The 25,186-nt window shown below is 51.1% G+C and carries 18 protein-coding genes, 1 tRNA gene and 2 pseudogenes; 17 read left to right on the plus strand and 4 right to left on the minus strand.

Annotated features, from left to right (window positions below; translation table 11 throughout):
* The first annotated feature begins 208 nt into the window (after positions 1 to 208).
* The 4 genes and pseudogenes from U0008_RS04170 (at position 209) to U0008_RS04185 (ending at position 4,083) form a co-directional block, all read left to right on the plus strand.
* A complete protein-coding gene (locus tag U0008_RS04170) occupies positions 209 to 2,332 on the plus strand; it encodes an RHS repeat-associated core domain-containing protein (protein WP_080723913.1) in 2,124 nt (707 codons plus the stop codon).
* Between the two features lie 2 nt (positions 2,333 to 2,334).
* On the plus strand, positions 2,335 to 2,655 hold the full coding sequence (locus U0008_RS04175) for a hypothetical protein (RefSeq protein WP_043491176.1): 321 nt from the start codon (positions 2,335 to 2,337) through the stop codon (positions 2,653 to 2,655).
* Positions 2,656 to 2,806: 151 nt separating this feature from the next.
* Positions 2,807 to 3,025 (plus strand): annotated as a pseudogene (locus U0008_RS04180) (transposase); the annotation flags it as partial.
* A gap of 293 nt (positions 3,026 to 3,318) precedes the next feature.
* Entirely contained in the window at positions 3,319 to 4,083 is a 765-nt protein-coding gene (locus tag U0008_RS04185) for an endonuclease/exonuclease/phosphatase family protein (protein WP_004090817.1), read from the plus strand.
* Between the two features lie 76 nt (positions 4,084 to 4,159).
* Here U0008_RS04185 and mltD read toward each other — a convergent pair whose 3' ends face one another.
* A complete protein-coding gene (mltD, locus tag U0008_RS04190; RefSeq protein ID WP_043491177.1) occupies positions 4,160 to 5,563 on the minus strand; it encodes a murein transglycosylase D in 1,404 nt (467 codons plus the stop codon).
* A gap of 70 nt (positions 5,564 to 5,633) precedes the next feature.
* Positions 5,634 to 6,389, minus strand: coding sequence for a hydroxyacylglutathione hydrolase (gene gloB, locus U0008_RS04195; protein WP_043491178.1), 756 nt, complete (start codon positions 6,387 to 6,389; stop codon positions 5,634 to 5,636).
* 46 nt (positions 6,390 to 6,435) lie between these two features.
* Here gloB and U0008_RS04200 point away from each other — a divergent pair, with 46 nt between their 5' ends.
* A complete protein-coding gene (locus U0008_RS04200) occupies positions 6,436 to 7,158 on the plus strand; it encodes a class I SAM-dependent methyltransferase (RefSeq protein ID WP_043491180.1) in 723 nt (240 codons plus the stop codon).
* A 20-nt stretch (positions 7,159 to 7,178) separates the two neighbouring features.
* On the opposite strand, the pseudogene rnhA reads toward U0008_RS04200, so the two are convergent.
* A pseudogene (rnhA, locus tag U0008_RS04205) lies at positions 7,179 to 7,749 on the minus strand (ribonuclease HI).
* On the opposite strand from rnhA, the gene dnaQ reads away from it, so the two are divergent.
* The 11 genes from dnaQ (at position 7,703) to U0008_RS04260 (ending at position 20,502) form a co-directional block, all read left to right on the plus strand.
* Positions 7,703 to 8,443, plus strand: a complete 741-nt coding sequence (gene dnaQ, locus U0008_RS04210; RefSeq protein WP_025800395.1) for a DNA polymerase III subunit epsilon — start codon at positions 7,703 to 7,705, stop codon at positions 8,441 to 8,443. The pseudogene rnhA and the gene dnaQ sit on opposite strands and share 47 nt — an antisense overlap.
* A 134-nt stretch (positions 8,444 to 8,577) precedes the next feature.
* Positions 8,578 to 8,654, plus strand: a tRNA-Asp gene (locus tag U0008_RS04215).
* Between the two features lie 209 nt (positions 8,655 to 8,863).
* Entirely contained in the window at positions 8,864 to 9,769 is a 906-nt protein-coding gene (locus tag U0008_RS04220) for a LysR substrate-binding domain-containing protein (RefSeq protein ID WP_043491183.1), read from the plus strand.
* A gap of 172 nt (positions 9,770 to 9,941) precedes the next feature.
* Positions 9,942 to 11,399 (plus strand): gamma-aminobutyraldehyde dehydrogenase, encoded by a 1,458-nt coding sequence (locus tag U0008_RS04225; RefSeq protein WP_043491185.1) that lies wholly within the window; start codon positions 9,942 to 9,944, stop codon positions 11,397 to 11,399.
* Positions 11,400 to 11,481: 82 nt separating this feature from the next.
* Positions 11,482 to 12,645: a putative ABC transporter substrate-binding protein YdcS gene (ydcS, locus tag U0008_RS04230; RefSeq protein WP_043491187.1), complete on the plus strand. Its 1,164-nt coding sequence runs from the start codon at positions 11,482 to 11,484 to the stop codon at positions 12,643 to 12,645.
* 143 nt (positions 12,646 to 12,788) lie between these two features.
* Complete coding sequence (locus tag U0008_RS04235) at positions 12,789 to 13,814, plus strand: ABC transporter ATP-binding protein (protein ID WP_043491190.1); 1,026 nt, start codon at positions 12,789 to 12,791, stop codon at positions 13,812 to 13,814.
* 13 nt (positions 13,815 to 13,827) lie between these two features.
* Positions 13,828 to 14,760: an ABC transporter permease gene (locus U0008_RS04240; protein WP_369828313.1), complete on the plus strand. Its 933-nt coding sequence runs from the start codon at positions 13,828 to 13,830 to the stop codon at positions 14,758 to 14,760.
* Complete coding sequence (locus tag U0008_RS04245) at positions 14,750 to 15,562, plus strand: ABC transporter permease (protein ID WP_040047057.1); 813 nt, start codon at positions 14,750 to 14,752, stop codon at positions 15,560 to 15,562. The genes U0008_RS04240 and U0008_RS04245 overlap by 11 nt, the downstream gene beginning before the upstream one ends.
* A gap of 196 nt (positions 15,563 to 15,758) precedes the next feature.
* The gene (patD, locus tag U0008_RS04250) at positions 15,759 to 17,186 is read left to right on the plus strand and encodes an aminobutyraldehyde dehydrogenase (protein ID WP_025800402.1); all 1,428 of its coding nucleotides are present in this window, start codon (positions 15,759 to 15,761) and stop codon (positions 17,184 to 17,186) included.
* Between the two features lie 224 nt (positions 17,187 to 17,410).
* Positions 17,411 to 19,321, plus strand: coding sequence for an NAD(P)/FAD-dependent oxidoreductase (locus U0008_RS04255; protein WP_043491194.1), 1,911 nt, complete (start codon positions 17,411 to 17,413; stop codon positions 19,319 to 19,321).
* Positions 19,318 to 20,502 (plus strand): cytochrome c, encoded by a 1,185-nt coding sequence (locus U0008_RS04260; RefSeq protein ID WP_043491196.1) that lies wholly within the window; start codon positions 19,318 to 19,320, stop codon positions 20,500 to 20,502. The genes U0008_RS04255 and U0008_RS04260 overlap by 4 nt, the downstream gene beginning before the upstream one ends.
* Before the next feature lie 81 nt (positions 20,503 to 20,583).
* Here the strand turns inward: U0008_RS04260 and U0008_RS04265 are convergent, their stop codons facing one another.
* Positions 20,584 to 21,783, minus strand: a complete 1,200-nt coding sequence (locus tag U0008_RS04265) for an ROK family protein (RefSeq protein WP_043491200.1) — start codon at positions 21,781 to 21,783, stop codon at positions 20,584 to 20,586.
* 116 nt (positions 21,784 to 21,899) lie between these two features.
* Here U0008_RS04265 and U0008_RS04270 point away from each other — a divergent pair, with 116 nt between their 5' ends.
* Positions 21,900 to 25,169: a DUF5107 domain-containing protein gene (locus tag U0008_RS04270; protein ID WP_043491202.1), complete on the plus strand. Its 3,270-nt coding sequence runs from the start codon at positions 21,900 to 21,902 to the stop codon at positions 25,167 to 25,169.
* Positions 25,170 to 25,186 lie beyond the last annotated feature (17 nt).

Below are 25,186 nucleotides of genomic sequence, written 5' to 3' on the forward strand. Positions count from 1 at the left end.
GGCGAAGTGACTCCTGCTCATGCTTCAGGTTATCGACTTCGTCTCTTTCCCGAATAAGCACAATACAGCTGTTCGATATTATTACGGTCAAATGTGCGCCTGTCTCAAATCCGGCCTCGCGCAGTCATTCGCCTTCAAGGAGCAGCATCGGATAGCGTGAAAATAACGTGTCTTAATATCTGCGGATCGGCGTGTCGTTCGGGAGTTAATGCGCCAGAACAGCGAAAAGCTCGCGGAGAGCTTTACCGATGGCGAGGGCAAAACCACCCATTACGAATATGGCGCATTCGATCTGCTTACGGCACTGGTACGCCCGGACGGCGAACGGCTGGAATGTCGCTACGATAAACTCACTCGTTTAACGGGCATCATCAACGCCGCAGGCGAACAGTATCAACTCGAATACGACAAATCCGGGCAACTCATCACCGAAACGGACTTCACCGGTCGCACGTTGCGCTATGAATATGATGCCGCCGGGCGCTGTATCCGCACCACCTTCCCGGACGGCACACACCTCAACCGGCGTTATAACGTCACCGACCAGCTTACCGATGAAGAGGTGACACACGGGGAAAGCAACCGCACGCTGAGTACCACCACCTTTCGTTACGACACAGAGTGCCGTCTGGTGGAGGCGAAAAATGACGCTGCCACCGTGACCTTTGAATATAACGATGCACACCAGATTGTTGCTGAAACCCTGAACGGCAGGCGGACAGAATACCGTTATGACCCTGAACTGGATACCATCACACAGCGCACCAGCGCCGGTATTACAGAACGCTTTACCCGAAACCTGATGGGGCATCTGACATCATGGCAGCTTAACGACCACGCTGCGCTCACGTTTGAACACGACCTGCGCGGCCAGGAAATCGCCAGAAAAAGCGACGCCGGGTTTTATCAAACGCTGGGCTACACCCAGACCGGAATGCTGACAAAGCAGGCTGCCGGAGACCATCACGCCCAGCCGGACACCCGCCACAAAAGCCTGCAACGCCAGTGGCTGTACGACCACGCGTACAACCTGACGATGATATCGGACTCGCTGCGCGGTTCGGCCTTCAACAGCGTGACCGCCAATGACCAGATAAGCCACGCCACCTGGACCGGCAGCGGCCCTGTGCCGATGTGCGAAGAACGCTTCACGTATGACAAAAATCTGAACATCACTCGCCGCCAAACATGGGTGAATGAGGTGCTGGAAAGCGAGACCCACCAACAGCAACAGCAGGGGCGGGTGGTATACAGCGAGCACAAAGGCTGGCGGCACCAGACGCACCGTATCAATCCGGACACCGGCAAACCGGAAGAGGGGAAATTTGTCCGGGTGGTGAATGAGCACAATATTACCTGGAAGTACGATGTTAACGGCAGACTGATACAGAAGTTGGTGGATAAAGGTGGCTATCGCCCCCTGCAGTGGCGCTACCGCTGGGATGCAAAGAGCCAGCTAACAGGGCTGGAGACCCCAGAGGGTGAGCGCTGGGAATACAAATATGACCCGTTTGGCAGACGCATCAGCAAACGCTGTACTAACCGCGACAAACCGGGGATAAATTTTCACTGGAATGGCGACCAGTTGGCAGAGGAAATTCCTGTTGGTGCAGACGGTAAACCGGAAGATGAAAACGCCATCCGTTGGATATATGAACCGGGCAGTTTTACACCGCTGGCGCGCTACGAAAAGGGGCACCTGCACTATGCGGTCACAGACACCGTCGGGCGAATTCAAGAGCTGCTGACCGAAGAGGGCACCATAGTTTGGAAAGGCAAACCGCAGCTCTGGGGCAAAGAAGACGGTAGAAATCAGGAAGACGCCCCGAGCTGCCGCCTGCGTTTCCCGGGGCAATACGAGGATGACGAATCTGGGTTGTTTTACAACCGTTTCAGGTACTATGATGGTGATACGGGGCAGTATGTGTCGCCGGATCCGATAGGGCTGGAAGGTGGTACCAATCCTTATGGTTACGTCAGTAATCCATTAAAATGGATCGATCCGCTGGGGTTATGTAAAACAGATGTAAATAATGATGGTCCATTATTACCAGATTCAGCATGGCACAAGAATGCTCCCCACCAAGTCACTCCAGGCACAAGAGAATTAGAACATTATAAATTTAACCCTGATACAGGTGAGCTTGAGTATTCAACTATTAAATATGATCAATATGGTAGGCAGATACAACGTACCGACTATACTAACCATGGATATGGTAATCCGTCGGCTCCAGATTATCATTCTAATCCTCATGTACATGATTATGAATATGGTCCTGGATATAGTCCAAAAGGAAAACAAACTAGAACTAATACAGGAGTGAACTAGTTATGGATTTTAACGAAATAAATAGAATTTTGATAAAAAACAATGCATTGAAATTCATACACATAGACATTGATCCTAGTACTATGAAATATAATATATTACTTTCACTAAGTGACGATGAAGATTTTAATGATGTGGTGTCTTTTTATTTTTATGACGTCAGTAATATTAGAATGGAGGGCATGGGGGGAGGGCTAACACAATTCATGCTTCTTAAAATATCAATTATTGATATCTCAAACGACCGAAATAAATATAAACTAGAAGATAGCGAGGATAAGAAAATATCATTTGAATTTAATTCCGTCGATGTCATTAAATAAATACCTTTAGATAAAGCCCGAGGAATATCATGGCCGATATCCCACGGGTTTTTTATTCATCTTCACCCCATTAAGCAATCAGCGCCTTCGTTCCCATCGCCGCCTCTTTAAACTGATAAAGTTCAGCCTTTAGCGCCTGTACTTGGCTGGTATCTCAACGTTGATGAGCGTCCCGAAAGGGCGCACATCTATTCGTCTCTACAACAAGTTCCCACATATACGAAAGAAGCTCTGGGATAATCATGTTTGGGAGAGAGACTACTTTGCAGACTCAGTTGGAGTGAACGAAGAAATTATCAGGGATTACGGGAGACATCAGGATAAGAGAGCCCAAGAAAACGAACAACAAATGGCGTTATTACTGGACTAAAACAGACAATGCCCCTTTAAACCCATCTCTTCAGAGGTTGATTTTTTCATTTACGTTTTAAAAACTCTAAACTAGCACTAAACCCGCTGCTAATTTATGCCTAACTTACCTAGCTTTACTCGCCATTACCCCCGCCACAGTTGTTTTTCCCAGCATTAGTCCCTATAACAAGTTAAGTGCTTTAGATTGTTTTTGATGTCGTTGTGGAAGGCGTATAATTCTCGAACGATTGTTGAAATGATTGAATGAATTTTCACAAACAGGCGGCGAAAGTGCGGAAAAAAAATTATGCCATGAGGTATGTGGCGGGTCTTCCTGCTGAGCGAGTATTCCCCGGCGCAATGAATGAGCTGGGGCAAACGTTGCCCGTTACTCAATCTCTTCCAACAGATAATGTTCTACGCATTATGGTGTGGAACATCTTTAAGCAGCAGCGTTCAGACTGGCTGTCAGTGTTAAAAGAATATGGTAAAAGCTCGCAGCTTGTTCTCTTGCAAGAGGCGCAAACTACCCCTGAATTAGTCAAATTTGCGACAAGCAATTATCTTACCGCCGATCAGGTTCCTGCGTTTTCGTTTCCGCAGCACCCTTCTGGCGTGATGACTTTGGCCGCTGCACACCCGGTTTATTGCTGTCCACTGCGAGAAAAAGAACCGTTAATTCGATTGTCAAAATCTGCGCTAGTCACCGTTTATCCGTTGTTTGACGGACGGTTATTAATGGTTGTGAATATCCATGCGGTGAATTTTAGCTTGGGTGTGGACGTATATAGCAAGCAGCTCGATCCGATTGGCGAACAGATAGCGCTACATAAAGGCCCTGTGATCATGGCCGGAGATTTTAACGCTTGGAGCAAACAGCGCATCAACGCGCTGCAGAGGTTTGCGAGTGGGATGGAGCTACAGGAGGTCAACTTTACCAACGATCGTCGCCGGACAGCCTTTGGACGACCTCTAGATTTTGTTTTCTATCGTGGCCTGGGTGTTGTTGAGGCATCGGTGTTAGTTACACAGGCATCTGACCATAACCCGCTATTGGTCGATTTTAAACCTGACTAAATCGTAACTTAAAATCCAGCTATAAAAAAAGCGCCTTGCGGCGCTTTTTGCGTTTGACTGATTCTGCTTACGAGCATTAGCTATTGGAGTTAGCTGAGTCTCTTACATACAGCGTTAGCATATCGCCAGGCTGGATTTGACTCGCTTTCGTAATGACGCTGTTCCAACGCATTACATCATTGATGTTTACACCATGACGTTTTGCAATGCTGGCCAGTGAGTCGCCTTTACGTACCTTGTAAGTAATGCTGCTGTTATCAGCGATCGACGTGCTGGCGTTATTCGCCACCTGCAATGTCTGACCGGCTTTCAGTTTGCTGTTGCTGCGCAGATTATTCATGCTCAACAACTCTTTCTGACTGATATTTAAACGCTTAGCAATTGCAGATATCGTATCGCCCGAACGAACTTTATAGCCTGAAACTTTCGCTTTAGACGAAGTGTTCGTTGAGGCTAACTGCGCATTGGGCTGGATTGCTGCAATCTCGCCTTCGGCCAGTGAATCTTTAAACTGCTCAACATGTGCTTTTGGCACCATGATGTAGTGCGGGCCATTTGGTGCGGTTACATTCTTTTTGTAACCAGGATTAAATGCCTTAATCTTCGTCAGAGACATGCCCGCCATTTCTGCGGCCTGAGTCAGCTGAATCTGTTGCCCTACATCAACTTTTGCCAGCGCACGTTGGTCGTTAGACTGCGGCAGTTTAATGCCATAACGTTTATTATTTTTGATCAGATCGCTCAGTGCTAGCATCTTCGGAACATAGATAGATGTTTCGCGTGGCAATGACAATGACCAAAAATCAGTCGGCAAACCTTTACGCTTATTCGCTTTGACTGCCTGCATCACACGGCCTTCACCGCTATTGAATGCAGCCACCGTCAATAACCAGTCACCGCCAAACATGCGGTTCATTCGCTGCATCATATCCAATGCGGCGGTGGTAGAGGCGGCAACATCACGTCGACCGTCATACCACTGGTTCTGTTTCAACCCGTAATTGCGCCCCGTCTGAGGAACTATCTGCCAAAGCCCTGCGGCGTTAGCGGATGACGTTGCGTGTGGGTTAAAAGCGCTCTCCACTATGGGTAGTAGTACCAGTTCCATCGGCATTTTACGTTGCTTAATCTGCTCGACTATCCAGTACATATACGGCTCTGCCCGTAATGTTACATCGTGGAGATAGCTCTTATTTCTTAAAAATTTATTTTTTTGTTCGCGGATCCGGCTATTGTCCGGAACCTTCATCTTCAGATCGTCACTAATGAAGCCCCACAAATCTTTCTGCGCAATGTCACTACTACTATCGTTGAGCCATCGCGCGGAGGTCGCTCGAGCGTCCCTTGAGGGCTGTCCTGCTTCACTTCGACTGACTGAAGACAAACTCTGTGCATACTGTTCGGGCTCATTAGCGTGATGGTTTACGCCTTGGCACCCGGCCAGCAACATAGAGGCAAAGATAATTGCTTTAGCCTTCATGTGTGTGTCTACTGGTGATTAAAAGACGAGCAATAATACTTTGCCTAGCCTCAAAACACAACAAAAAGCTTTAGAAGCTGTCTTTCATGTCGCGTAGGCGGGCAAAAACTTGCCAAGTCTTAATTGGTTGATTTTCGAATCCTAAATTTCGTTGCAAATCATTATCATAACAACGTAAAAAAGGATTAATTTCCTTCTCAATTTTGAGTAAAGAAGGCACGCTAGGTTGGTGTTTTAACCGTAACTCGTGAACTTGTTTCTGATATGTTTCAATCTCTTTGTTTTCTGGTAAAACGTATCTTGCAAACCTAAGATTTGACTCAGTATATTCATGAGCGCAACAAATTAAGGTGTTATCAGGAAGTTGCGCAATGAGCTGTAAAGAGGCATACATTTGCTCAGGCGTACCTTCAAAAATACGTCCGCAACCCGCTGAAAATAAGGTGTCTCCACAAAATAGATAGGGAGTGGCATAGTAAGCAATATGTCCGAGAGTATGCCCAGGAACATCCAACACGCTGAAAGTCATACCTAATACGGTAATTTCATCGTGTCCACGAACTTGCTGCGTGCAGCCTTTATTGGCCGTTTCGTGTGGCCCATATACGGGAATATCCGGATAGTGCAGCAAGATCTCGCCCACGCCGCCTACGTGGTCATTATGATGATGCGTGAGTAGGATGGCTTTAGGAGTAAGCTTATTTTCCGTCAGGTAGTGTAAAGCCGGAGCCGCAACGCCGGGATCGACGATCAAACATTCTTGTTGATCGTTGGCGAGCAGCCAAATGTAGTTATCTTGCATTGCAGGGATACTGATAAGATTCATAATCGATAGCTCTCCATTGGGGGATTCCCCCTATATAGGTGAACGGATGAAACCAGCACAGATAACACGAATGATTTCTCCTCCGTTGTCGTGGAGTGAGATCCCTTGGGGAGAGTATTACCGTGCCGCATTAGAGCAGCAGCTTGCGCCTTGGTGGCCGAAGCTATTTGGTTATCATCTTCTTAAAATCGGCACGCTGAGCTCTCAGCTCGCTACCGAAAAATGCGGTATATCTCATCAGGTCAGCGTAGGGATGAAAGGCGATAACCTACAGGTAATCGCCGACCCATGCTGTTTACCTTTTGCCGCTAAATCCGTTGATGCATGTCTGCTTGCGCATAGCTTAAGCTTTGCCAGCGATCCTCATCGAATTTTACGCGAAGTTGATCGTGTGCTCGTGGATGACGGCTGGCTTATTCTAACTGGGTTTAACCCCACCAGCCTGGTTGGCCTAGGTAAACTGGTTCCTAAACTGCGTAACCAACTGCCTTATAGCAGCCGAATGTTTAGCATGATGCGAATGAAAGACTGGCTGCAACTCCTAAACTATGAAGTTTTGTATGAGAATCGCAGCCAAATTTTACCGTGGAACCGTCGCGGTGGCTTATTCCTTGGCAAACATTTACCCGTATTGGGTTGCCTAAGCATTATCGTGGCGCGTAAAAGAACCGTTCCTCTCACGCCGACTGCCCTTCGAGAGAGAAGCCTACGTGCGAGCTGGCGTGGAACCGTTGGCGCGACGAAGAGCTTCCGCAAACGATCTGACTAACGGTTGCCCTACATCTGGCTTTATTTGTTGTCAGGCTGATAGCCGGTGTCATCTCTGTCGGGCGAGCCTGCGGCTGTACGCGCTAGTTCATCGCAGCGCTCATTCTCTACATGTCCAGCATGGCCCTTGATCCACACCCATTCAATTTTATGCGATTGAATCGCGAGGTCGAGGCGTTGCCATAAATCGACATTCTTAACCGGCTTTTTATCCGCTGTTTTCCAGCCGCGCTTTTTCCAGTTATGGATCCACTGCGTGATGCCTTGGCGAACGTATTGACTATCGCTGCACAACACCACTTCGCAGGGATCCTTCAGCGTTTCCAGGGCCACAATGGCCGCCATCAACTCCATGCGGTTGTTGGTGGTTAGGTAATACCCTGCGCTTAGGGTCTTTTCGTGTTGCTTGTAACGCAATATGGCACCGTAGCCACCGGGGCCGGGGTTGCCTAGGCACGAACCATCGGTGAAAATCTCAACCTGTTTTAGCATCTCTGGTAGACTACTCCGCAGTCAAAACCGTAAGTCTGACATAAAGTGACATTATGAGCACAGGAATAACTCGACAGATCGTCCTCGATACAGAAACCACCGGTATGAATAAGCTGGGGGTTCACTACGAAGGACATAGAATCATTGAAATTGGTGCGGTTGAGGTCATCAACCGTCGTTTAACGGGGCGTAACTTCCATGTTTACATCAAGCCCGATCGCTTAGTCGATCCAGAGGCTTATGGTGTTCACGGTATCAGCGACGATTTCCTGTTGGATAAACCGACTTTCGCTGATATCGCCGACGAGTTTCTGGAGTTCATCCGCGGTGCTGAGCTGGTTATTCATAATGCACCGTTTGATATCGGGTTTATGGACTACGAGTTCCGTAAGCTCAATCGCGATATTCCGAAGACGGAAACCTTCTGTAAGATCACCGATAGCTTGGTGATGGCGCGCCGCTTGTTCCCCGGCAAGCGCAACAGTTTGGATGCCTTATGCAATCGCTACGAAATAGATAACACCAAGCGAACCCTGCACGGCGCACTGCTTGACTCCCAAATACTGGCCGACGTCTATTTAACGATGACGGGCGGGCAAACGTCGCTCACATTTTCCATGGAAAGTGAAGGCGAGAAAGCGAGGCCGACAGGCGAAGTTCAAAAGATAATCCGTAAAGCGCATGCGCTAAAAGTGGTGAGAGCCAATGCGGATGAATTAGCTGAGCATGAACATCGGCTTGATTTGGTGCAAAAGAAGGGTGGCAGCTGTTTATGGCGTGCTGAAGCTGAGTAGTTTTTTGCGCGGAATTTGTTGAAAAATAGCCAAAAAGATGAAAAAGCGCTCAGTTGAAATTCTTTGTTAGAAAAACAGTTGACGACTCAGAGCGGTATCCGTATTATCCGCATCGTTCCCACAAGGAACAACGCGGAGCGGTAGTTCAGTTGGTTAGAATACCTGCCTGTCACGCAGGGGGTCGCGGGTTCGAGCCCCGTCCGTTCCGCCACATTCAGAAGCCCTGAGTCAGTAATGACTCAGGGCTTTCGTCTATTTAGCGCTCCGCAATTTTAATATTTCCCGCTCACCGTATTTTCCCCGCCCAAGTAGAAATATGAATTCGGAAAATCCGAACGTCGTCATACTTTTGACATAAAACCGAACGAGATGTTTTTCCTGTCTACACTTTGATCATCAGCACAAACGGATGATCTCCCCATGATGACCTTACGCCAGCTTCGCCATTTTATTGCCGTTGCCGAAACCGGCTCGATTTCTGCGGCGGCGCAGACGGTTTTTGTTTCTCAGTCCTCGCTAACTCAGGCAATTCAGTTGCTGGAACAGGAGATTGGCGCCGTATTATTTAAGCGCCACGCGAAGGGAATGGAGCTCACCCACCAAGGACATCAATTTCTACGTCAGTCATATTTAATTCTCGCCACGGTTGAAAATGCCAAGCGCAGCCTGGAGCTGGGGTGTGAGAATCTCAGCGGGACGTTAAAAATTGGCGTGACCAGCCTTGTCGCCGGCTACTTTCTGGTGGATATGCTTACGCGCTTTCGTGCGGCTTATCCTAATGTCACCACCCAACTGGTTGAAGATGAACGCCCCTATATCGTACACTTATTGGTCAACGGCGAGATTGATATCGGGGTGCTTATTTTATCGAACCTCGAAGACCGAGATGCGCTGCAAACCGAAGTGCTGATGCACTCGCCGTATCGCTTATGGCTCCCGCCGCTGCATCCGTTGCTGGAAAACGACAGCATTCGTCTGGCCGACGTGGTGAAAGAACCGCTCATTCAGCTCAACACCGATGAGATGGGCAGCCATCTACGCCGTATCTGGGAGAAAGCCAAACTGACGCCAACTATTGCTATGCGCACCGCATCCACCGAAGCCGTTCGTAGCTTGGTTGCGGCGGGAATTGGTGTCGCTTTGCTTCCTGATATGGCCTATCGCCCGTGGTCGCTTGAGGGAAATATGATTGAAGCCCGCACGCTGGTCGATACGCCAGAACCATTGGATGTGGGATTAGCGTGGCGGCGCGGCAGCGCAAGACCAGAACTCGTCACCCCGTTTCTGCAAATTGCTCGCGAGAATGGTGGGGCTCGCAAGTTATAACATCTCTATATCCCTATAAAGATTCAGGTATCTAAATAATCGAATGCAGCGTTCATAATTTCGTATTTGCCGCTGGCTAGCGGCTGCTCTAGGCTAAAATTAATTAATTTACATTTTTATTACAAATAAATGACATTTTAGTAATGTCGATTTTGCCCTAGAGGAACGCAGCATGAGCAGCGCGACGCAAGGACTTAACACACAGCAATTCATTGATGGTCTGCTGGTCGCAGGAGAAGGCCCAGAAGAGCAATTGCTCAATCCGGCCAGCGGTGAGGTTTTGTTGTTGCTCGCCGAAGCGTCTGCCCAGCAGGTTTCCGATGCCGTTGAGTCTGCACAACGCGCTTTTCCATCATGGTCTCGTACCATTCCGGCTCGACGCGCTGCCGTATTATTGGCGATTGCCGATGTGATTGAACGCCACGCCACTATGTTTGCCGAGCTTGAATCACTCAACTGTGGCAAACCCTACCATCAGGCTCTTTCAGACGATATTCCCGCCGCTATTGATACCTTTCGCTATTTCGCTGGAGCCGTACGCTGCCAGCATGGGCAGCTAGGAGGGGAATATCTGGAAGGTCATACTTCGATGATCCGCCGTGATGCGATCGGCGTGGTGGCGTCCATTGCACCATGGAATTACCCCTTGATGATGGCAGCATGGAAAATGGCTCCTGCGTTAGCCGCGGGCAATACCGTAGTTTTCAAACCCTCCGAACACACACCACTTTCCACACTGGCGCTGATCCCTTTATTGCGCACCATCATCCCTACTGGCGTGATTAACGTCGTTTATGGGCGCGGCGAAACCGTGGGTAATTATCTGGTGAATCATCCGCTGGTACGCATGGTTTCCCTTACCGGCGACATTGTGACCGGGCAGAAAATCATGCAAGCGGCGGTTAAGAACGTAAAACGCACGCATTTGGAACTGGGCGGAAAAGCGCCGGTGATCGTATGCGATGACGCCGATTTAGATGAGGTGGTCGCGGGAGTACGCCGTTACGGCTTCTATAACGCCGGGCAGGATTGTACAGCGGCTTGCCGTGTTTACGCCGACCGCAAAATTTATGACGCGCTGGTGGAGTCTCTTGGCCATGCAGCCCGCTCTTTACGCTATGCGCGCAGCAACGATAGCGAAAATGAAATGGGGCCTCTTATTAGCGCCAGACAGCGCGACCGCGTGGCGAGTTTTGTTGAGCGGGCGCTGGGCCATCCGCACATCGAACGCATCACCGGTGCGCAGATGCATTCCGGCCCCGGTTTTTTCTATCCACCCACGATCCTCGCAGGCTGTCAGCAGCAGGATGAAATTGTGCAGCGTGAGGTTTTTGGCCCCGTCGTCAGTATTACACCGGTTGACTCATTGGAACAGGCGTTGCAGTGGGCGAATGAATCTGAATACGGCCTCGCGTCTTCGGTTTGGACCAAAAATATCGATCGAGCCTGGCAGCTTGCGGCGCAGCTTCAGTACGGAACCACGTGGATCAATACCCACTTCACGCTGGTGAGTGAAATGCCGCACGGAGGCCTCAAGCGCTCTGGCTATGGCAAGGATTTATCCGGTGATGCTTTGCAGGATTACAGCGTTGTGCGCCACATCATGGCGAAAGTGAAAGCGCAGTTTTAAGCACGAATCAAATGATGACATAACAATGCAGGCAGTCCATCTGCCGCACTAAATAGCAACACGACACAGACAGGGGATAGCAATGAAAAATACAGTTATCACGGCGCTTTCGGCGCTCTGTATCAGCGGACTGGGTGGGATTGCAACCGCTCAGGCCGATGGACTACCGCAAAAGCTCGGCCCGGCTGAAGGGCAGCTCGATATCATTACATGGCCAGGTTATATCGAACGTGGTCAAAGCGATAAAAACTATGACTGGGTGACCCAGTTTGAAAAAGACACCGGCTGCAAAGTTAATATCAAAACGGCAGCTACCTCCGATGAGATGGTTAGCCTGATGGCCAAAGGCGGCTATGACTTGGTCACCGCGTCCGGCGATGCCTCATTGCGCCTGATTTATGGCAAACGCGTTCAGCCGATCAATCCTGCTTTAATTCCGAACTGGAAAAACCTCGATCCTCGAATGGTTAACGGCCCGTGGTACACCGTTAAAGGCGAAGTGTACGGCACCCCGTATCAGTGGGGGCCAAACCTGCTGATGTACAACACCAAAGTATTCCCAAAAGCGCCTGATACGTGGGGCGTGATCTTCGAACCACAAAATCTGCCGGATGGTAAAAGCAACAAAGGGCGTGTACAGGCCTATGACGGCCCAATCTATATCGCCGATGCCGCGCTCTACTTAAAAACCGCCAAGCCTGAGCTAGGGATCAAAGATCCGTATGAGCTGAACGAAACCCAGTATCAGGCTGTGCTCGATTTACTTCGCACTCAACATCCGTTGATTCACCGTTATTGGCACGATGCTTCCGTACAGATGAGCGACTTCAAAAACGAAGGTGTCGCTGCCGGTAGTTCATGGCCATTCCAAGCTAACAGCCTGAAAAACGAAGGCCAGCCAATCAATGCGGTATTCCCGAAAGAGGGCGCGACAGGCTGGGCGGACACCACCATGGTTCATGCACAGGCTAAGCATCTGACCTGCGCCTACAAGTGGATGAACTGGCAGCTCACACCAAAAGTTCAAGGTGACGTCGCCGCATGGTTTGGATCTCTGCCAGCCGTACCGGAAGGCTGTAAAGCCAGCACCTTATTAGGTGGCAACGGTTGCGAAGCGAACGGATATAAATTCTTCGACAAAATTGCCTTCTGGAAAACACCGCAGGCCAAGTGTGAAAGCCAAGGCCAGTGTGTGCCGTATAGCCGTTGGACGCAGGACTATATCGCCATCATGGGTGGCAGATAATTCATTGTTATCTCTTCTGAAACCTTCTTAACGAAGGTCACCGAATCGCGCGGTATTTATATGCGCGTTCGATGTGCTCCTCCCCCTGTTAAGGGGGAGGCTGGGAGGGGGACGCTGTTAAAGTTTTGTCGGAGAACATAAAAATGAGCGGCTCTGTTGAATTAATTGATGTATCCAAACTCTACGGCGACGTTCATGCGGTCGATCGCGTTTCGTTGACGATTAAAGAGGGGGAGTTTTTCTCTCTGCTCGGGCCTTCAGGTTCGGGAAAAACCACCTGTTTGCGTTTGATTGCGGGCTTTGAGCAGCCAACAAGCGGTTCTATTCGTATCCAAGGTCAAGAGGCTGCTGGGCTGCCGCCTTACCAGCGTGATGTGAACACCGTATTTCAGGATTACGCGCTATTTCCCCATATGAGCGTGCTGGAGAATATTGCCTACGGGCTGATGGTGAAAGGCGTCGCTAAAAATGATCGCCTGAGCCGTGCTCGTGAAGCGCTTAATAGTGTTGCGCTGGCCGATTATGGTGAGCGTAAACCTTCCCAACTCTCCGGTGGTCAGCGTCAGCGTGTGGCTTTGGCGCGTGCGCTGGTGAACCGTCCACGCGTTTTGCTGCTGGATGAACCGCTTGGCGCGCTCGATCTCAAACTGCGTGAGCAGATGCAAACCGAGCTGAAAAAGCTCCAACGTCAACTGGGGATCACCTTCATTTTTGTCACCCACGATCAAAGCGAAGCGCTGTCGATGTCCGATCGCGTGGCGGTATTTAGTAAAGGACGGATTGAACAGGTCGATACGCCGCAGAAGCTTTATATGCAGCCGGAAACGGCCTTCGTTGCCGAATTCGTCGGCACTTCAAACGTTATTCGTGGCCCATCGGCAGAAACTCTGCTCGGGCAGCCGGGGATCTTCTCGATCCGCCCAGAACACATTCGTTTTGCGCGTGATGTGGCGAAGCCAGAAGAGATCCACGTTCAGGGCGTTTTACGCGACGTCCATTACCAAGGGGCTGCAACGCGCTATGAAGTGATGATCGACAACGGTGTGCGTTTGTTCGTGAGTCAGGGCAATACGCAAGAGCAGCTTTTACAGCCGGTGCGGAATACCGGTGAACCGGTTCGCCTGTGCTGGGAAAGGAATGCGATGGTGGCGCTGGCGGGAGATCGCTGAGATGGAGATGGGCATGGACTACACCGAAGTTCGTAACCGTCCGGCGCGCCGGTTCTCAACGTTTTTATACCGCCGCCCGACGCTCTATTTACTGCTGTTACTCACGCCGCCGCTGCTGTGGTTTGGAGTGATTTATCTAGGGTCATTGTTCACCTTGCTGTGGCAGGGGGCATATACCTTTGATGATTTCACCATGACGGTGACGCCGGATTTCACGCTCGACAACCTCAAGGCGCTGTTCAACCCATCGAATTACGACATCATTGTGCGCACGCTAACGATGGCGATTCTGGTTTCTCTGGCCTGTGGATTGCTGGCGTTTCCCATCGCGTACTACATGGCACGTTACACCAGCGGCCGTAGCAAAGCCTTCTTCTACATCGCCATTATGATGCCGATGTGGGCCAGCTATATCGTCAAAGTGTATGCGTGGACGCTGCTGTTAGCGAAAGACGGTGTTGCGCAATGGTTCCTGCACTACATGGGATTAGAGCCGGTGCTGGCGTGGGTGCTGGGGATCCCAGATATTGGCGGCAGTACGCTGTCAACGTCAGGCCTTGGGCGCTTCATGGTGTTTGTTTACATCTGGCTGCCGTTCATGATTTTGCCGATTCAGGCTGCGCTGGAGCGCTTGCCGCCAACGCTGTTACAAGCCTCAGCGGATCTCGGTGCGCGTCCGGTTCAAACCTTCCGTCATATCGTGCTGCCCTTGGCGATTCCTGGCATTGCCGCAGGATCGATTTTTACCTTCTCCCTCACGCTAGGTGATTTCATTGTGCCACAGCTGGTGGGGCCTCCCGGTTACTTCATCGGTAGCATGGTCTATGCCCAGCAAGGGGCGATTGGCAATATGCCGATGGCCGCGGCCTTTACGCTGGTGCCTATCGTGCTGATTGCTATCTATCTAACCATCGTGAAACGTTTGGGGGCTTTCGATGCGCTCTGATCTCAACGCTGCACCGTGGGGACTCAAAATCGCCGCGTGGGGTGGCTTAGTGTTTTTACACTTCCCGATTTTAATTATTGCCGCCTATGCCTTTAACACCGAGGACTCGGCGTTCAGCTTCCCGCCAAAAGGCTTCACTCTGCACTGGTTTGAGGTTGCAGCGGGGCGGCAGGATGTTTGGGATGCCCTATGGCTCTCGGTGCAAATCGCCGCAATGGCAACCACCATCGCGCTCATTCTTGGCACGTTGGCGGCGGCTGCGCTGTATCGCCGCGAGTTTTTTGGTAAGCAGACCATCAGCTTTCTGATCCTGTTACCGATTGCGTTACCCGGCATCGTCACGGGTATCGCGCTGCTCTCGGCGTTTAAAACGCTCAACATGGAACCGGGGATGATGACGATTGTGATTGGTCACGCCACTTTCTGTGTGGTGATTGTATTCAATAACGTTATTGCCCGTTTCCGCCGCACGTCGCACAGCTTGATTGAAGCCTCAATGGATTTGGGCGCGGATGGCTGGCAAACCTTCCGTCACGTGATGCTACCGAGTCTGGCATCCGCCATGCTGGCGGGCGGAATGCTGGCGTTCGCTCTGTCATTTGATGAAATTATCGTCACCACCTTCACCGCAGGCCATGAGCGCACCTTGCCGCTGTGGCTGCTAAATCAGCTTAACCGCCCGCGTGATGTACCTGTGACGAACGTGGTTGCGCTGTGCGTGATGTGCCTGACGGCGATCCCAATCTTAGGCGCGTATTACCTGACGAAAAGCTCAGAAGATGTCGAAGGGGCGGGTAAATAAAAGATGCATGCCCCCCCAACCCTCCCCTTGGCAGGGGAGTGAGCCGAGCTTTTCACGGTGATTATTACGAGCTAGGTCTGCTCCTCCCCCTGAGAAGGGGGAGGTTGGGTGGGGGAAAAGGGTGCTCAGATTGCTAAGTGATTCACTAACAACCGGCAGCGCTGCGCTGCCACCTCTCTTAATGAAGGATAAAACAATGCATACACAACTGCTGATTAACGGGCGTTTGGTCGAAGGTCAAGGTTCTGCACTGCCTGTGTACAATCCCGCCACGGGGGAGGTTATTGCACATATTGCACAGGCAAGTGCCGCGCAGGTTGAGGAGGCGGTGAATGCGGCAGACAAAGCGTTCACCGAATGGGGACAAACGACGCCGAAAGAGCGTGCCGCGCTGCTGTTGCAGGTCGCGGATGTGATTGAGCAGCAGGGCGAAGTGCTGGCGAAGCTGGAATCACAAAACTGCGGTAAGCCCTATCAGCGCGTATTGGAAGATGAGATCCCTGCGATTGCCGACGTATTCCGCTTCTTTGCCGGTGCGACCCGCTGCTTAAGCGGCCCCGTTGCCGGTGAGTATCTGCCGGATCACACCTCGATGATCCGCCGCGATCCGGTTGGCGTGATCGCGTCGATCGCACCGTGGAACTACCCGTTGATGATGGCGGCGTGGAAATTAGCACCCGCGCTGGCGGCAGGCAATACCGTGGTGCTGAAACCATCGGAACAAACGCCGCTGACCGCTTTCCACCTGTGCCAAACGCTGGCCGATTTGTTCCCAGCGGGCGTCGTTAACGTTCTGTTCGGTTTGGGTAAAGACGTAGGTGACGTGCTAACAGGCCACCCAAAAGTGCGCATGGTTTCCCTTACCGGCTCTATCGGCACGGGGGCGCATATTATTGAGCACACAGCGTCTACCATTAAACGCACACACATGGAGTTGGGCGGCAAAGCGCCGGTTATCGTGTTTGATGATGCCGATGTGGAAAAAGTGGTCGAAGGCATTCGCATTTTTGGTTTCTATAACGCCGGTCAAGACTGTACAGCGGCTTGTCGCTTGTATGTGCAGAAATCAATCTATCAAAAAGTGGTGGATGCGCTAGCGCAGACGGTTTCTACGCTTGATATGGGGAATCCAGGCGATGAAAGCACCGAGCTAGGGCCATTAATCACCGAGCAGCACCTGCAGCGCGTAGAAGGTTTTGTTGAACGCGCCAAAGCGCTGCCGCATATCACGGTGGCTACCGGTGGTTCGCGCGTCAATGGTCCTGGTTTCTACTTCCAGCCAACCATTTTAGCGGGCGCCAAACAAGACGACGAAATCGTGCAAAAAGAGGTGTTTGGGCCAGTCATCACCATCACACCGTTTGACGATGAAGCGCAGGTCTTGGGTTGGGCGAATGACTCCAACTATGGCTTAGCCTCCTCCGTATGGACGCGTGATGTGGGCCGTGCTCACCGCATGAGCGCACGCTTGCAATACGGCTGCACATGGGTGAATACCCACTTTATGCTGGTGAGTGAAATGCCACACGGTGGGCAAAAACTCTCAGGCTACGGCAAGGATATGTCGATGTTTGGCCTAGAGGATTACACCGTGGTGCGCCATGTGATGATTAATCACGGGTAATCAGTTTCCCCCTTCATGTCTTCCGCTTTTGGGGAGATATCGTTTAAGCGCTAAATTCATCCTAAACGTGACTCTGCGTCCTCCCCTACGAAGGGGAGGGCCGGATGAGGTCATATCAATATTTAACCTGAGAATATTTGGTGGCTGACCTATACGTTGTCATCATGTAAAATAATTGTGATTTTCCTTCGATTTCAAATCTTAAAATAAAACTGGGAAGCATTATGAGCATCACAAGACGTGACTTTCTCAATGGGATGGCAATTACCATTGCAGCGGGATTAACACCGTGGCAGGCACTTCGAGCATCTCCTCAGGCTTTAACCCAAAGCCTTTACTATCCGCCGACCTTGACTGGTTTACGCGGCAACCATCCGGGATCGTTTGAAGCGGCTCATTTACTAGGGCGTGAAGGCAAACATTTCGATCCTAAAAGCGCGCCGATTGAAGATCGGTTTGATCTGGTGGTAGTCGGTGCGGGGATCAGCGGCTTAGCGGCGGCCTGTTTTTGGCAACAGCTGCATGGCAAAAAGCAGCGCATTCTGTTGCTCGATAACCATGATGATTTTGGCGGGCACGCCAAGCGCAACGAATTCAACGTTGAAGGCAAAACGATACTCGGCTACGGCGGCAGTGAATCTTTCCAATCGCCGCGCACTAACTTTAGCCCCGTCGCAATGGGGTTGCTGAAAACTCTCAACGTTGATATTGAACAGATGGCGAAAGATTTCGATCAGAATTTCTATCCTGATATGAAACTGAGCCGTGGCGTCTATTTCGATCGCAAAAACTTTGGCGTTGATAAAATTGTTAACGGCGATCCCGGACGAGCGGTTGCCGATGATATTGCCCCTGACCGCTTAAACGGCCGAGACATCACCGCGTTCATCAGTGATTTCCCGCTAGCCGAATCCGATCGTCAGGCGCTGATCGCGCTACACACGGAACAAAAAGATTATCTGCCTGAACTCAATACCGATGAAAAAGTGGCTTGGTTAGACAGCCATAGCTACAGCCAATTTTTACGAGAAAAAGTGGGCCTCAGCGAAATGGCGATCCGCTATTTCCAGCAGCGCACCAACGATTTCCAAGCGGTTGGCATTGACGCCACATCGTGCAGCGATGCCCGTATCTGCGCATTGCCTGGGCTAGATGGTATGAATTTGCCTCCGCTAGACGCCGAGTCATTGGCCGATCTCGACGAGCCCTATATTTTCCACTTCCCAGATGGCAATGCGGGTTTAGCTCGCCTGATGGTACGTCATTTAATTCCGGCCGTTGCACCCGGAGACACGATGGAAAGTATCGTGTTAGCGAAGTTTGATTACAGCCAGTTAGATAAACCAGATTCTCCCGTTCGGCTGCGTTTAAACAGCACCGGTGTCCATGTCGCGAACGTGAATGAGCAGGGCAAACCTGCCGTGGACGTGACGTATCTGACGGGGGACAAACTGCATCGTGTTCGTGCCGGGCAGGTGGTGATGGCGGGATACAACATGATGATCCCATATCTCGTACCGGAAATGCCTGAAACGCAGGCCGCTGCGCTGAAAGAAAACGTGAAATCGCCGCTGGTGTATTCGAAAGTGGTGATCCGCAACTGGCAGCCATTCGTAAAACTTGGGGTGCATGAAATCTATTCTCCCGCCGCGCCTTATAGCCGCGTGAAGCTAGATTATCCGGTCAACATGGGCGGCTACCAGCATCCACGCGATCCTAACCAACCGATCGGGCTGCATATGGTGTATGTCCCCACGCTGCCGGGCAGCGGTCTAAGCCCGCGTGAACAGTCGCGTAAAGGACGTGCGTTGCTCTTAGGCACGCCGTTTGAAGTGCATGAAAAAATGATCCGAGAGCAGCTACAGGGCATGTTCGGCGAGGCAGGCTTCGACCATCAGCGTGATATTCAAGCCATTACGGTTAACCGCTGGTCGCACGGCTACTCTTATTTCTTGAACGGGTTGTTCGATGATGAAAAAGAAGCCGAGCAAATTATTCATACCGCACGCCAGCCGATAGGGCGCATCACCATCGCCAACTCGGATTCAGATTGGAGCCCATACGCCAACTCTGCGGTTGATCAGGCGTGGAGAGCGGTGAATGAGCTAACCGCGATGAACAAGGAGAGCGCATGAAACCGTTACTGATTTTAACGTTGTTAGCCACCAGCGCGGGCGCAAGTGCAATGTCGGCCGGTGAATACGTGGCCAAAGCGGGCGACTGCTCGGCCTGCCATACCTCTCCCGAAGGACAAGCGCTGGCGGGGGGGATGCGCTTCGCAACGCCGTTGGGCGATATTTATGCCACCAATATTACGCCAGACAAAAAATACGGCATTGGTAGCTACAGCTTTGATGATTTTGACAAAGCGATGCGTAAGGGCGTGGCAAAAGATGGTCATCATCTTTACCCCGCCATGCCGTACACCTCTTATGCCAAAATGACGCCTGAAGATATGCGGGCGCTGTATGACTACCTGATGACCGAAGTGAAGCCGCAGGCGGTTGAAAATAAAAAGAGCGATATTCCATGGCCGCTCTCTATGCGTTGGCCTTTAGGCATCTGGAATTCATTGTTCTTACAAGAGGGTATCTACCAGCCACAGACGGAAAAAGGCGATGAATGGAATCGCGGTGCTTATTTGGTTCAAGGCGCTGGGCATTGTGGTGCCTGCCATACGCCGCGCGGTTGGGCGATGCAGGAACAGGGTATGGATCAGGCCGAGCTGCGTTTCTTGAACGGTGCAGAGCTGGATGGTTGGTATGCGCCTTCTTTGCGCGGTCTAAACGTCAGCAAAGATGATTTAGTGGCACTGCTCAAGACCGGCCGCAGCCGTCATGCCGCGCTCAGTGGCCCGATGGGTGAAGTGGTTACGCACAGCTCGCAATATCTGACAGACAGCGATTTAAACGGTATTGCCACTTATCTGCTCAGCTTGGAAGCGTTACCGAGTGATGCGAAACCAATTAAACCAGCGGCGGGTGCGATGCTATCTGGCGCTCAAACTTATGCCCGCTATTGTTCCACCTGCCATACCCCGAAAGGCGAGGGCGTTGATTTCACCATCCCGCGTTTGGCTGGGAATCTCACGGTGAATGCGGATAATCCGCAAACGCTTATCCGCGTGGTGTTGGACGGCGCACAAACGCCGGTCACGCAACAGCATATGTCTTATGGAATGCCGGGCTATGGTTGGGCGCTGAATGACCAAGAGGCCGCTGATTTAATGAGTTACCTGCGTGGTAGCTGGGGAAATAAAGCGGCACCTGTGACGGCTGAACAGGTAGGTAAAGTGCGGGCTGAAATTAAGAAGTAGTATTGGCCTAATGCGCGATAACCCTCCCCTTTGAAGGGGAGGGAATCGATAAAATAAGAAAAATTAAACTAGCGCAGACGTTCAAACTCCCTCCAGCGCCTTCTCCGCATACAAATAGCCAATTCCCATAATTTGCTGTGGCCGAGTCAGCTGGCCAAAGCCAATGCGCGTGGCGTTTGTCATATTCGGATCTGCGGGATCAAAAGGATTAAACCCCGTTTGGCGCATAATGGCACTGAGCCAACGATCGCCAAACGCACAGCTGCGGCCGTAGAAATAGATCCGATTGATATTCAAAATATTCAGGAAGTTATACAGGCTAAGGCCAATGGCGCTTGCCGCACTATCCACCCATGATTGCACCTGCAGATCGCCTTGATGATAACGCTCGATAAGCTGTTTACTGCTGAGTGAGTCCCAATCAGTTTGAATGCTGTTGTGTGGCTGAGATTTCAGCCAAATGCGCGCACGTTTTTTTAGCGCAGAAAGTGAGGCGACGGTTTCTAAACAGCCGTAGCGGCCGCAGTCGCAGGCCACGCCGTCGGGATTCACGATGGTATGCCCAATTTGTCCGCTGCCGTATAAGCTGCCGCGATAAATCTGCTGGTTAATCACAAATGACGAACCGATCCCATAATCCACGTTGATGACGCAAAAATCCTGCTGATTGTCCGTATTTTGCCATTTCTCCGCCAACGCCAGCATTACGCAGTCATTGTCGAGTAAAACGCGCGTTTTCAGCTTTTCCTCCAACAGATACTTCATCTCAATATGCTCTTTCCACGGTGCCTGCGGCATATTTTGTGAAACGCCGGTGACAGGATCGACCTGACCGTGAATGGCCAGTGCTAACTGGATCGTGCGCTGTGGGTAAAGCTTTCTCTGCTGATAATAGACCTGCTCGATGGCTGTCAGCAGGTCTTGAGGATGAGGAGCTGAAACGGCCGTAAATTGATATTCACCTAAGGGCAAAATTTGGCTGTTAACCAGCTGGCTCTCAATACAGTTTGGCGTTACGTTCATGCATAGAATAAGAGCATTACCGGCCGGGATTTGATAGCTCCCACCGCTTAATCCACGGTTGCTGAGCATGCGATCTGAATGCTCTATTTTTCCTTCATCAAGCAGTTCTTCCAGTATTTTGCCAATCGCCGGAATCGATAGCCCAGTGTGCTGCGCCAGCATTGATTTGCTGGCGTGCTTATAGCGATAGATCAACGCCAGCAGTATCCGCTTGTTGAGATGGCGCACCCGCTGATTATTCAATCCCAGATCAAACATTTCACTTAACTCCGTTAACTGTATTGCGTGAGCGTTGCTCACAACGGAAAAGAATCGCTCACATACACTGCAAACATACATCAGTTCACTGTCATTTTTTTACTGGAGATACGGAAATGTACGGCGACGTCAAAGTTTGGCAAGAAAGAGTGACCTTACCGACCTATCGCACCGGAGCGGAAGATCCCAACCCGATGTTTTTAGAAACGCGGGTTTACCAAGGATCGTCTGGCGCGGTTTATCCCTATGGCGTCATCGATACGTTAACCGGTGAATGTGAAGATCGCGAATATCTGGCCGTATGGCTAGAAAACGATTTTATTCGCGTCATGTTGCTACCCGAGCTGGGAGGCCGAATTCATCGTGCCTACGACAAAGTGATGCAGCGTGATTTTGTCTACTACAACGAAGTGATTAAGCCCGCGCTGGTGGGATTGGTTGGGCCATGGATCTCCGGCGGAATTGAATTTAACTGGCCGCAGCACCACCGCCCAACGACGTTTATGCCGGTGGATGTGACGATTAGCCAGCAGGATGACGGCAGCAAAACGGTTTGGCTGGGGGAAGTTGAGCCGATGCGCGGTTTGCAGGTCATGACCGGTTTTACGCTGTATCCACAAAAAGCGTTGATCGAAATTAAGGGCAAAGTTTTCAACGGCAACGCTACGCCGCGTCATTTCCTGTGGTGGGCCAATCCCGCGGTGAAAGGCGGCGACGATCATCAAAGCGTGTTCCCGCCCGATGTCACGGCGGTATATGATCACGGCAAGCGTGATGTTTCGGCTTTCCCTATTGCCACCGGCACCTACTACAAAGTGGATTACTCCGCTGGCGTTGATATTTCCCGCTACAAGAATATTCCCGTGCCAACGTCATATATGGCGGATAAGTCAGATTATGATTTTGTTGGCGCATACCATCATGGCGAGCAAGGCGGCCTGCTGCATATTGCCGATCACCACGTTTCTCCAGGCAAAAAACAGTGGACGTGGGGCAACTGTGATTTTGGGCTTGCGTGGGATCGCAACTTAACCGATCACAACGGCCCTTACATTGAGCTGATGACGGGCGTATTCACCGATAACCAGCCGGACTTCACCTGGCTTGCGCCTTACGAAGAGAAGGTGTTTGTGCAGAACTTTTTGCCATACAGCCAGCTCGGAACCCTACAGAATGCCAACACGCAGGCCGCGATTAAGCTAGAACGTACTAACGGAGCATTACAGCTTGGGCTATACGCCATTGTTCCGCTGAATGAGGTGTCGCTGGTGGTGAAAGGCGAAGGCGAAGAAATTTTCCGCCAGCCGATTTCTCTTCAACCGGCGCAAGCATGGCTGCACGCGTTGCCCGATTGTTCGCCACAGCGTTTAACGCTTTCGCTGGTGGATCGCGATGGCCGCGAAATTATCAGCTATCTCGAGCACATTCCTGAAGAAACCCCGCTGCCACAGGCGGCGACCGCGCCGCAAAAACCAGAGAAAATCACCAATACCGACGAGCTCTATTTTATCGGCCAGCATCTTGAGCAATATCTCCACGCCAGCCGTTCTGCCTTTGATTATTACCGCCGTGCATTGGATATCGATCCTCTCGATTATCGCTGCAACGTTGCGCTGGCAACGCTGGAATTTAACCGTGCTGATTTTGAGCAAGCGGCAAGCTATGCCAATACCGCTCTGCAACGCGCGCAGCGCTGGAATAAAAATCCGCAGTGCGGTCAAGCAAGCATGCTGCTGGGTTCTGCTCGTGAAAAACTAGGACAAGAAACCGAAGCCTATGATGACTATTTCAAAGCCACGTGGAGTGGAAATTGCCGTGATGCGGCGTTTTATGCTCTGGCACGCTTAGCGTTACGCAAAGGCGACGCGGAACAAGCCCTGACGTTTATCAATCAGAGCCTGAACTTCAACGCTGCAAACAATTTAGCCATGGGGCTGAAAGCGCTGGTTTTACAGCAGTTGGGAGAGCGCCAACAGGCGCTGGAATATGTCGCTTCCCAACTGGCTCACTATCCGCTGAGCTATGTCCTGCTGTATGCGCAGTCTGTTTTAAACGGTGACGCGAGTGCATTGACTCAGGTTGCGGGAGCGCGAGGAGTGAACGCCTGCGTATTAGCAGGATGGTTGATGGGATTAGGCCGAGAAAAAGAGGCCTTAGTGCTCCTAAAGCTTCTGAACAATCAAGAATCGCTCCCGCTGCTGTATCGTGCGGCATTAACTCAGGACGCAAGCGAGCGAAGCCACTGTTTGCAGCTAGCGCGTGAAAACTTTGCGCTTAAAGTCCGCTTCCCTAACACCTTAGATGATATTGCGGTTCTGCAACGCCTCCCTCAATACGGGTTTGCTCAATATCTACTGGGCTGTTTCTTCTACAGCAAGCGTAGCTATGCCCGCGCCGAATCTTGTTGGCTGTTTGCGTTACGGCAGCTACCAGATTTTGCTGCGCTACACCGCGTGCTGGGGATTTATGCGTTTAACAAGCAGGGCAATTTGGATCAAGCCGCAGAGTATTTCCAGCGCGCGCTGGACCTTGAGCCTGAAAATCCACGTTTGCTGTTTGAATTCAGCTATCTGCAAAAACTAACGGCGGTTCCAACCGCACAGCGCCTGCAACTGTTGGACGATCGCCGTGATGTGGCGCTTAAACGCGACGATCTCACCGCCGAGCTGCTCAGCCTCTATCACATTCATCACAAAGTAGATGCGGCCGCTGAAATTCTATGGCGTCGCCAATTCCACCCATGGGAGGGAGGTGAAGGCAAAGTCACGGGGCAATTTTTGATTAACCATCAGCGCCGTGCGCTGGCTTTGATGCAGGAGCGTCATTACGCCGAAGCCTATGACGTGCTACGTCAGTCGCTCAGCTATCCCTCCAATCTCGGTGAGGGGCGTTTGGTCGGACAAAGTGACAATGATATTTGGTTCTTAATGGCTATCTGCGCCGAGAAAATGGGCGAAAAAGAGCAGTCTCAATCTGCGTTACAACACGCACTTCAGGGCGGTTCTGCGCTGAGTGCCGGGCGCTACTACAACGATCAGCCGGTTGATTATCTGTTTTACCAAGCGATGGCAGCCGCGCGTTTAGGTGAAAGAGAGCAGGCTCAGCAGCAGTTCCAATCCATGATCGATTGGGCCAAGCAGCATAGGCATGATTTATCTGAACCTGATTTCTTTGCTGTTTCTCTGCCCGATCTGATTGTGCTGGATGCATCGGCGCAGGAGCAGCATAGCCATCACTGCTTGTGGGTTGAAGCATTGGGGCATTTAGGGCTGGGCGATGAAGTGAGCTTTATACGCCTCACCGATGAGTTGTTAAAACGTAACCCTGCTCATGATAAAGCGCATTTGTTACGTCTAGCAGTACAACACGGCATTTTTAATCACTAAGCCACAACGGGCCACGG

This window comes from Hafnia alvei, from assembly GCF_034424155.1.
GTDB lineage: Bacteria > Pseudomonadota > Gammaproteobacteria > Enterobacterales > Enterobacteriaceae > Hafnia > Hafnia alvei.